This window comes from Candidatus Marsarchaeota archaeon (genome assembly GCA_023485295.1).
In the GTDB taxonomy this organism is placed as follows: domain Archaea; phylum Micrarchaeota; class Micrarchaeia; order Micrarchaeales; family Micrarchaeaceae; genus Micrarchaeum_A.
Genome location: JAMCZQ010000006.1, coordinates 172,474 through 182,501, shown reverse-complemented (window position 1 = coordinate 182,501; position 10,028 = coordinate 172,474). Strand labels below are relative to the sequence as shown.

Annotated in this window: 8 protein-coding genes and 1 tRNA gene; 5 read left to right on the top strand and 4 right to left on the bottom strand. The window is 43.7% G+C overall.

Going from position 1 to position 10,028, the window contains the following annotated elements; genetic code table 11:
- Together M1125_03785 and M1125_03780 are read left to right on the top strand one after the other, a co-directional pair.
- Positions 1-2,766: chromosome segregation protein SMC (locus M1125_03785; protein MCL5404925.1), on the top strand; the 2,766-nt coding region annotated here is incomplete at its 5' end.
- A gap of 4 nt (positions 2,767-2,770) precedes the next feature.
- Positions 2,771-3,790, top strand: a complete 1,020-nt coding sequence (locus tag M1125_03780) for a hypothetical protein (protein ID MCL5404924.1) — start codon at positions 2,771-2,773, stop codon at positions 3,788-3,790.
- A gap of 63 nt (positions 3,791-3,853) precedes the next feature.
- On the opposite strand, the gene M1125_03775 is transcribed toward M1125_03780, so the two are convergent.
- Both M1125_03775 and M1125_03770 read right to left on the bottom strand, forming a co-directional pair.
- Positions 3,854-3,963: transfer RNA gene (locus M1125_03775), tRNA-Leu, on the bottom strand.
- Positions 3,964-3,974: 11 nt separating this feature from the next.
- Positions 3,975-4,751 (bottom strand): PAC2 family protein, encoded by a 777-nt coding sequence (locus tag M1125_03770; protein MCL5404923.1) that lies wholly within the window; start codon positions 4,749-4,751, stop codon positions 3,975-3,977.
- A gap of 146 nt (positions 4,752-4,897) precedes the next feature.
- Between M1125_03770 and M1125_03765 the strand changes: the two genes are divergently transcribed.
- A complete protein-coding gene (locus tag M1125_03765) occupies positions 4,898-5,206 on the top strand; it encodes a hypothetical protein (protein MCL5404922.1) in 309 nt (102 codons plus the stop codon).
- A gap of 23 nt (positions 5,207-5,229) precedes the next feature.
- Here the strand turns inward: M1125_03765 and M1125_03760 are convergent, their stop codons facing one another.
- Positions 5,230-5,622 carry a DUF192 domain-containing protein gene (locus M1125_03760; protein ID MCL5404921.1) on the bottom strand — a complete coding sequence of 131 codons (393 nt, stop codon included), beginning with the start codon at positions 5,620-5,622 and terminating at the stop codon, positions 5,230-5,232.
- A gap of 4 nt (positions 5,623-5,626) precedes the next feature.
- Complete coding sequence (locus tag M1125_03755; GenBank protein MCL5404920.1) at positions 5,627-7,255, bottom strand: aldehyde dehydrogenase family protein; 1,629 nt, start codon at positions 7,253-7,255, stop codon at positions 5,627-5,629.
- 206 nt (positions 7,256-7,461) lie between these two features.
- Between M1125_03755 and sufB the strand changes: the two genes are divergently transcribed.
- Both sufB and M1125_03745 read left to right on the top strand, forming a co-directional pair.
- The gene (sufB, locus tag M1125_03750) at positions 7,462-8,823 is read left to right on the top strand and encodes a Fe-S cluster assembly protein SufB (protein MCL5404919.1); all 1,362 of its coding nucleotides are present in this window, start codon (positions 7,462-7,464) and stop codon (positions 8,821-8,823) included.
- Positions 8,824-8,828: 5 nt separating this feature from the next.
- Complete coding sequence (locus M1125_03745; protein MCL5404918.1) at positions 8,829-10,028, top strand: SufD family Fe-S cluster assembly protein; 1,200 nt, start codon at positions 8,829-8,831, stop codon at positions 10,026-10,028.

Below are 10,028 nucleotides of genomic sequence, written 5' to 3'. Positions count from 1 at the left end.
ATGATTAAGCGCATTTCTTATACTGTGCTTAAGTTGCGCTACGACAATTTGGAAAAGAAATTAATGGAAGACATATCCAGGCGTAACGATTTGACAGCTTCAAGCAAGTCTTACAGGTCAGAGCTAGACAGCCTTGACCTTGAAAATGAGAAGCTAATGAATGAAAGGAATGCAAAGTCTAAAGCGCTTAACGAGCATTCGACAAAAACCGCTTCGATCAACAAGGCGCTTGAGGAGCTGAATAGGGACATTGCCATTGCACAGGCTTCCTACACAAACCTTGAAGGCGATTCCAAGCGCATCTCTGCTGAGATGGAGAATTTGAAAAACGAATTGCTTGGCGCAAAGGAGACCATAGGAAAAAATAATTCTCAGATATCCGAGGTAGAGGCTGAAATATCGTCTTTGGAAAAAGTGGTTGAAGGATTTGAGCAGAACCCAAGCGGCAATGACGAGGAATTGTACAAGCGTTATGAAAAGTGCGTTAATGATATTGCTGCGCTGTCTGAGAACCTTTCAAGCTTGGAGAAGGAAAAGGCGAGCATCAACATTGCTTTAGAGCATGAAAGCGTTGCAAAAACTGCAGCTGACGCAACGATTGAGAGCGTTTCAAAGAAAGTAAAGGAGATTGAAAGCATTATTAAGGAAAATGAGGAAGGCCAAAAAAGCGCGGAAAGAATGTTGCGCGATGCAAATTCTGAAATAGAGATGCTGGTAGCAAAAAAAAGAGGTCTTGAAGCTGAATTGGACGTGCTGCAGGAAAACAAGATAAACCTGAAGGAAAACATTGCACTCCATGGAGGTAACTTTGAGAAGGTAAACAGCTTACTAAAGCAATCGGTAAAAAGCGGCTTTTACGGGATGGTATTTGAACTTTGCAGCTTTGAGCCCAGATATGCCAATGCAGTAAATGCCGCAGCGATGGGAAGGATGAACTACTTTGTGGTGGATTCCGTAGAAACAGCAGAACAGTGCATAGGCATACTTAAAAGCAGGGGGCTTGGAAGGGCATCATTCATACCTCTAGACTCCATAAGGGTCAGCAATCAAAAAATGGACGGCCAAAAGTCATCTAGATGGCCCCCGCTGCTAAAGTTTATCCAATACGATGACAAATTCGAAAAGGCAATAAAATTCGTATTTTCCAATACGATGCTTGTAGATAGTGTATCTGATGCCAAAAATGAGATAGGGTCTTACAGGTTTGTGACGCTTGACGGAGAGCTTGTAGAGCAGTCTGGAGTCGTCAGCGGAGGCACAATTAAGACATTCCAGTATAATAAATCGCAGCTTGAGCTTAAAACTGTGGAAAAAAGGGAGCAGGAGCTTCGTGAAGAAGTATCTGGCTTGCAGGCGTCAGAAGAAAAAAGCAGGAAGGCATTGGGCAGGATTGAAACGCAGCTTATCGAGCTCAGAATCGAAAAGGAAAAAGCTGAATCCGAAATGAAGTCGGCCCTGCTTGAAAGAGGCAATTCAGAAAAAGCCCTTGGCTCATGCAGAGAAAGGATTTCGGAGCTGGCAAAAAACGCGGAAAACACTGACAGGTCAATCGAGGATTTGCAGGCACGCTTGGTTCAGCTCAAGAACGAGAGTGCAATGCTGTATAAGCAGATAAGCAGATTTGCACAGCAGGGAGGCGGAATAAGCAAGGAGTATAAGCAAAAAGTTAAGGATGAATCCGCAAAGCTGGAAAAGCTCAGGATACGCAGGGCAGAACTTTTAAAGGAAAATGAGATGCTAAACTCCAAGATTTCAGAATTGGAAAAACGCAACTCTGAATATGAAGCCAGTATGAAAGGCCATTCTGAAGAGATGAGGGCAATAAAAGCAAGGCTCAAGGCGCTTGAAACCGACAAAAATGCAATAGAGGAAAAGATAAAGACCAGCGACAAGCAAACAAGCGAGGCGTACCAAGCCATAGTCGTAATAGACAAATCGATCTCAGACATCTCCAGCAGGCGCGGGGTATTATCCGGCAAGCTGGAAGGAATTGAAAGGGAGCTCATCGGCATTGACGCGGAAAAGGCGCAGGTAGAGACCAGGCTCTCCGATATAAAGGCGGAAATGTCATCGTATGCTGACGTTGAGCCTCTTGATGGTATCCTTGAAGAACTGGAGGCAAAGCTTGGCCCTTTGAAAAATGAGATAGACAGGATGGGAAATGTAAACATGCGCGCTCCTGATATGTACAGAGATAAGGCAAAAGACGTAGAGGAAGCTTTTGAAAAGCTCGGCACCTTGGAAAAAGAGCGTGAATCGATTTTAAGCATGATAAAGCAAATAGAGTCTAAGAAGCTTGATGTATTTTATGAAACGTTCAACGCGGTAAATGAAAATTTCAAGGAGATACATAGGAGTGTTTTCAATGACGAGGCCGAGCTGATGCTGGAAGACCGCAAGGACCCGTTCAACTCGGGCCTTGAATTCAACTTGAAATCATGGGCTGCGAAGGTAAACAGGCAAGCACTCTCCGGAGGCGAGAACTCGCTTCTTATACTGATGCTCGTATTCGCAATACAGATATGCAAGCCTATGTCATTCTATATATTCGATGAGATTGACGCGGCCCTTGACAAGGAGAATTCGAAGAAGCTGTCAGCTCTTATCAAGCAGATGAGCAGCAGGTCACAATTCATAGTGGTGAGCCATAACGATGCGCTCATATCGCACGCGGACACAGCAATAGGCGTGGCTAAGGCCAACGGTGAATCCAAGGTGTTCGGAGTTGAGGTAGTCGGCAACAGGAGCAGCATGCCAATAAAGTGATTTTTTGCCTAAAACCAATAACAGCAAAGCAGATAGGAAGAGTAAGGAAGGCAGCAATGATAAAATCAAAGTCTGGCCGCTTTATGTGATAGTAATAATACTATTCGTTCTCTACATAGCCCTGCAAAGGCTAAGGTCTGCGGCTATTGTAATAGGGATCCTGCTTTTCTTTATGATAATAATAACCATAGTTGTAGAGCTGTTGAGCGGCGGCAAGGAGGAAGGGTACAAAAAGAGCATTGTTGAAATCGTCATTGCACTGGTAATTGTAGTCGCATTTTGGTATGCGCTTAAATTCATACTTCAGACAAACGATCCTATAGATGTGGTTCCCAGCTGCAGCATGCTGCCTGTTTTGCACAGGGGGGACATGATAGTGCTCGATGGAGTTAAATCCATATCGCAGATTAAAGCCCCAGTCATAAACGTTACAAACGCCCAAATGGCTTATGTGCTTAATCATGAGAATAGCGAATCGCTGGAATGCGTTGCTTATTACGTATCCCCTACAGGCACACAGGTAGACCAGATAATAAAGCCGGGCTACAAGGTTGGCTTGTTGGAAAGCACAGCTTCAGGATATTACATCGTATCTAACAGCAGCCAGGCTAAAAATGTCGTCAGGTATGTTTGCGGATCAAGGGAGATAGTTTATGCAAACGGCACTACGGCCAACGAAGCTTACACAGAAGCGATAATCGTGAACAACGTTACAGTAAAAGGTGACAGAGGTAACAGCATAATAGTATACAAAACGAATCCCAACGACCTATTTTACAAGGAAGGAGACAGTTATATAGTGCATAGGGTATATGCAGTCCTGAACGATAGCGGAAACTATTATTTTCTAACAAAAGGAGACAACAATCCAGGGCTGGACATGCAGTATGAAAATTATCCTACAGGCATGGACAATATTAGCGGCAAGGTTATAGCTGCAGTGCCTTACTTGGGCTACATCAAGCTCATCCTTAGCAATGATTTTGTGCAGCCGCAGGGATGCAATTCTACAGTAGTGCATTGAGCGATAATAAGGCAGCAAAACCTGCGCGCCATCATCCGCGATGGCGATTTGTTGCTTTTAATGTGCAGGGGGTGAGATTTGAACTCACGAAGGCGCTAGGCCACAGGATCTTAAGTCCTGCGCATTTTTCTGTGGCTTTATACCAAAACCAGACCAGACTCTGCAACCCCTGCACAGTATGTCTTTAAGCGTACATTGCCGGACCTGCGTCTTCGGTTGCCTTTTTGTATCCTTCGTGCGACTCCTTGTTCTTTTTTATTAGCGCCTTTATTTTCGCTTCGACTTCCTTGGCCTCTTTGTCCAATTCGGTTATATCTATGTTTAAATCAAGCAGCTTGTTTACTGATTTTATTGCGTACTCTGCATATGCCGGGTCTACAATGTTTTGATCTATAGGTACAAGCAGGTTTATGTCATCTATTTTTAATGCGGCTGCTGCAATTATAAGCAATGCGCTTATTCCGCTTGCAACGCCTTCTTTTATTTCTGTTATGCCGTTCTTTTTCAGATCCGCTGCAAATTTGGGGTCTGACACTATTGCGTATACGGAGTTCGGATCGCTTTTTGCTTCAGGATTGCCATCCTCAAGTTCCTCTGTTTTGCCCTGTGACGGCATACCGCCTATTGATATAATCTGCGATATTTTATTCGCCTTGACAAATTCAATTATCTTGCTTGCTACCATATAGGACATTTCGGCAGGTATCGCAAATTCGGCGAATATTGCAATTAGTTTGTATTTATGCGATACATACAGCCTGACCGGGTGCATAGGTATTCCGTCGTGTATGGAAACCAGCGGAGGGAACGCCTGGCTATCAAAATATCCAAAATATTCCATCGAAAGCTTTTCAACCATATAGCTGACAGCCATTGTCCCGACCAAGCCCGCGCCTGGGAATCCTTCTATAATGGTGTAACCATCAATCGACTTATTGCTAAGCAGTTTTATTTCCAGCATTGAACCACATTTTATATTTGTATGAAAGATTTAATAATTGTTTAAGTGCTTTTGCCCTTTGCAAACATGGATACATATTTTGTTTTACGAGAATATTTTACAATAGTTATTTAAATTTAACTATAAAATTAGTAATGGTGAATAAGATGCCACAGAAAGTAAGTAACGAGAGCATTGATAGGGAGGATGGATACCTTTACTATCTAGGCAAGGATGGCTATGTGTGGAAAACTCCTATGAAAATGAACACGAGGGGTAGAAAGGCCAAAGTAGGCAGCGAGAGGATTTCTAGAGAAGACGGCTTTCTTTATTATATAGACGGAAAAGGCTATGTAGTAAGGACAAAGATGAATAGGGGCGGAAGAGCACGTGGATCCAAAAGCTCTAGAAGGGCAGCAAAGCCAAAGAGGGCAAAGATGTCTAAGAAGAGTTCCGCTAGAAAGAGGAGAAGGTAAATCCTTCTTCCCTTTCACTTTTCCTACAAGCGTATTGCTGTAGTATTGTTTATCTTATTTTTACTTATAAAACCGGCATTTAGCTCTATTATATACTTTGACACCCTTTGAGGAGCATAGGTTTTGCAAAAAAGTTTTTTGCAAGGCTGCAGGTTCTGCTGGAGATCTATTATGCGTAGATTGGAATCAGCCCATATTACATCTATGGCAAAGAGCATGTTTTTCATCCATATCCCGAATTTGCCCTCTTGGCTGAAAATGAAAAGCATGCATTCGTTATCGGCTATGCTGTCACGGTACATGAGCCCTATCATGCGCTTGATAAAGCTGTCAGCCACTATTGCTTCCAACTGTGTACTGCCTATGTATACTGTTTGCTTAGAATAGCGCAGGCGCTTGCGGATGGCATTTAGCATTTTATCATTTTGTCAAGGAAAAACTCTGTTCCCGCATAAATTGCTCTAGATAGAACCTGCTGCCGGTGCCTTTTCCAGTCATGCTGCTGCCCTTCCATCCGACAAAGGTATGCATTCCGACTATTGCGCCTGTCGTGGCGCTTATCGCCCTATTTACATACACAGTGCCTGCTTCGATGTTCTGCTCGAATTTCTTTATTTCTTGTGCACTGTTGCTGTACAAGCCTGCAGTCAGACCGTATTCGGTATCGTTTGCCATTTTTATGGCTTCCGACATGTCTTTGAATGTTTCCACAGTTATGAATGGCAGGAACAGCTCCTTATGCACCAGCTCATGATCATGCCTTATCTCAACGATCGTCGGCTCAACGTAGAACCCGTCTATACCGTTATTGACCCTCGAGCCGCCGTATAAAATCCTTCCTGCATTTTTCGCCTTTTCGACGGATTCCACGTACCTTTTGTATGCAGTCTCGCTTATCAAAGGGCCCATGTAATTTTCTTTCTTTATAGGGTCGCCGATTTTTAAGTTTCTGGCATTCTCTATCAGCTTGCTTAGGAACTGCTCCTTGACCGACTCGTGCACGTATACCCTAGATAATGCACTGCACTTCTGCCCTGCATAGCCAAACGCTGCGCTCAGAACGCCCTTTACCGCGTCGTCTATATTGGCATGCTTCGATATTATAGCAGGGTTCTTGCCGCCCATTTCCACAACAAAGATTTTCTGCTTGTTCTGCATGTATGTCTTTGCTGCCATTCTTATTCCAGTATCGTGCGAGCCTGTAAAGGCTATCCCAGCAACATTCTGATTTACTGCCAGCTCATCCCCTACTTCTGATCCAGGCCCTGTGACATAATTAAATACGCCGTCGGGTAAGCCCCCTGCCTTGAACAGTTCATATATCTTTAGGCCGGTAAGCATCGACATATTGTCAGTCGAAGAAGGCTTGAATACAACAGTATTCCCGGTTATCATTGCGCCTACGGACATTCCTACAGATATGGAGACAGGAAAGTTGAATGGCGCAATTACCCCGAATACGCCATACGGCTTAAGCTTTATCGTTATCCGCTCAGGCTTTATGGATGGAGCGCCCTGAAATCCAGCTTCTACTGCTTTCTTGGCCTCCTTGATTACGCTTTTTCTTATATAGCCCTTGTTCCTTTCGAGTTCGTCGGCATAGTAATTAATAAAATCTATGCCTTCGTCTACCTCTCCAACAGATTCATACCTCGACTTTCCATTTTCATAGCTCAGGATCGCTGCTAGGGAGAATTTGGCCTGCCTGAACTTCTCGGCAGTCGCCCTGAATATTTCCACCCTCTCTTTGTAGTCTGTCAGGCGCCACGAATTGAATTCCGCGGCTGCCGCTTCTATGGCCATACGGGCCTCTTCCCTTGTACCGCGTTGGAATTTGCCAATTAGTATGCGGCGGTCTATAGGTGAACGCTCTTCAAGCAGGCTGCCTGCAGTGACCGCTTTGCCGTTTATATAGATGGGCCATTCCCTCCCAAAACTTGCTTTTGCATCCTCAACGGCCTTTTCGAATAGCGAGTCGAATTCAGACTCTCTGCCAGATTCGGCCATTTTCCTGTAAGTGGATTCGTTTGAAAAATTTTTTATTGCCATTTTAACACCATATTGTTTTCGCTTTATCTTTATTAATTTCTATTGATTATGCCATTTTATTTAATTACTTGAACAAATTTTATTTTACATCAGCAATTTATTGATAAGGTTTAAATATTATAAGATTATAACCCAGTTATAATGGTGTGTAAATGGCAGCTGATGAAAGCCAGAATGTAGTCCAGAAGGATAATGAATACCTTAAGATGTATGGTTTTAAGACCAAGGATGACTACGAGTCGGTCGTAAAGGGCATTTCCGAAGAAAGCATAACGAAGATATCGAAATCAAAAAATGAGCCAGACTGGATGCTTCAGAAAAGGCTGCAAGCTTACAGGATCTTCGTATCAAAGCCTGTGCCGAATTGGGGACCGGATCTTAGCGCGATAGATTACGATGACATTTATTATTATCTTAAGCCAAAGGCAAAAAACAGCAACAATTGGGATAATGTACCTAAGGACATAAAAGAAACATTCGATAAGTTAGGCGTCCCTGAGGCTGAAAGGAAGTTCTTTGCAGGTGCAGAAGCACAGTTTGATTCTGAGGTAGTTTACCACCACGTAAAGGAGGAGCTGGAGAAGCAGGGTGTCCTTTTTACCGATATGGACAATGCAGTTAAAAAATACCCTGAAATAGTAAAGAAATACTTTGGCACGATCATACCTCCTACCGACAACAAGTATGCTGCGCTTAATACTGCAGTGTGGTCTGGCGGCTCTTTCATATACGTGCCTAAAGGCGTGAAGCTTTCCATGCCGCTGCAGGCATATTTCAGAATCAACGGCGAGAAAGCAGGGCAGTTTGAAAGAACGCTCATAATAGCAGACGAAGGCAGCGAAGTTGTATACATAGAGGGTTGCACTGCGCCGGTGTACATAAGCTCCTCATTGCATGCGGCAGTGGTAGAGCTTGTGGCCCATAAAAACGCGCACATAAGGTATGTAACTGTGCAGAATTGGTCAAAGAACGTTTATAACCTAGTAACTCAGCGTGCATACGTTTACGAAAATGGGCACGTTGAGTGGATTGACGCCAACATAGGCAGCAAGGTAAACATGAAGTACCCCAGCGTTTACCTTAAAGAGAGCGGCGCTAAGGGGGATATATTGTCAATAGCAGTTGCAGGAGAAGGACAAACGCAGGATTCCGGAGGCAAGGCTTATCACTTAGCTCCGAATACGACTTCTCAGATAATATCAAAAAGCGTATCAAAGGGAAGTGGCGTTGCTTCGTACAGGGGCCTTGTCCATATAGACAAGCGGGCAACAAGCTCAAAATCCAGCGTCAAGTGCGATGCGCTTCTGCTTGATAAAGACGCAAAAACCAATACATACCCCTACAACGAAGTGTATGCAAGCGATGCTTTTGTCAGCCATGAAGCCACTGTTGGCAGATTGGGCGAGGATGAGCTTTTTTATCTTATGTCTAGGGGATTGAAGGAAGACGACGCCATCGCCACTGCCGTTCTTGGTTTCATAGAGCCATTGGTAAAGGTTTTGCCATTGGAATACTCGCTTGAGCTTAAAAGGCTGATAAAGCTCGATACAACTAATTCGATAGCTTGATTCTCATGTACAAAGAAGACGCAACCGGCAATAATACCATCCAGGAATATGATAGCCTGCCTGACGAGAGCAATCCTTTGTACAGTAAGTATTTTATAAAATTCCCGCTTGATGGATTTGCTGGGCATGATGGAAGCATAGGCCATGAAGCAAATGAGCGTGCTGCAATACAGGATGCCTTGGGAATAAGGTTTGATATCGTTATAGGAAACGGTGTGCCGATAATAGAAAATAGGAGTGCGCGGATTGAAGGCGACGGCAAACTGCAAATCGGCAAATTTTATGATAAATTCTGGTCGTTTGCTGACTCTTATGTGAAGGATGTTTTGGATATTGACATGCGCGGAACGGAAAGACCGTTGAACATACTGTTCTGTGATTACGGGCAACAAAGCGCTCCCACCAAGATTAAGATAACTGTTGAGGATAATTCTGTTTCAACAATAAACGAATTTTATTTCTCAAGGAATGCTGAAAAGAAGTCATCAAGCGGCACTATCGCGGAGATAAAGGTTGGGAATGGTGCAAAATTGGAACTGAATGAAGTGCATAATGAGCCAGGACATACGAACACATTTGGAGTCAGGTACATAAGCGCTGCAGACAATTCAATAATAAACTATAACGGATTTTATACCGGCGGAAGCATCTCAAGGCAAAGGCTCTATTTGGACAATGCGGGCGAAGGATCAAAAACCGAAGTAAACGAAGTCGTTCTTGGCACGGGGGAGCAGAAATTCGACATATTTGCGCATCTCGTCAATGCTGCCAAGAAAAATGTATGTTATTACGATGCAAAGGCAGTTTTGGCAGATAACTCTTACGGCATTGTGAAAAGCCTGGCAAAAATGGAAAAGGGAGCCGAGGGTTCAGAATCAAGAATAATTGAACGTGGCATCATATACGATAAGGACGCACGCATAATACTCATGCCTGACATGTCGATAGATGAGAATTATGTAAAGGCATCCCATTCAAGCTCCACGTCTCCGATTTCTGATGATGAATCATTTTATCTTCAAAGCCGCGGCATAGATACGCAATCTGCAAAATTCCTCATAGCCAGCGGGCTTGTATTTGAAACGCTTAAGAAGATTGAAAACCCCGAGGCTAAGATTATAGCCATGGGCCTTGTCAAGCAAAGGCTCGTAGGCAGGCAGATCGGGACCATGGACAAACTTAAAATTGGGGGGATATGGTTTTAG

Bases quoted from the DNA above. Each gene is read 5' to 3' on its own strand.
- M1125_03745 (MCL5404918.1), top strand. From the start codon at position 8,829: ATGTACAAAGAAGACGCAACCGGCAATAATACCATCCAGGAATATGAT.
- M1125_03765 (MCL5404922.1), top strand. From the start codon at position 4,898: ATGCCACAGAAAGTAAGTAACGAGAGCATTGATAGGGAGGATGGATAC.
- M1125_03760 (MCL5404921.1), bottom strand. From the start codon at position 5,622: ATGCTAAATGCCATCCGCAAGCGCCTGCGCTATTCTAAGCAAACAGTA.
- M1125_03755 (MCL5404920.1), bottom strand. From the start codon at position 7,255: ATGGCAATAAAAAATTTTTCAAACGAATCCACTTACAGGAAAATGGCC.
- sufB (MCL5404919.1), top strand. From the start codon at position 7,462: ATGTATGGTTTTAAGACCAAGGATGACTACGAGTCGGTCGTAAAGGGC.
- M1125_03770 (MCL5404923.1), bottom strand. From the start codon at position 4,751: ATGCTGGAAATAAAACTGCTTAGCAATAAGTCGATTGATGGTTACACC.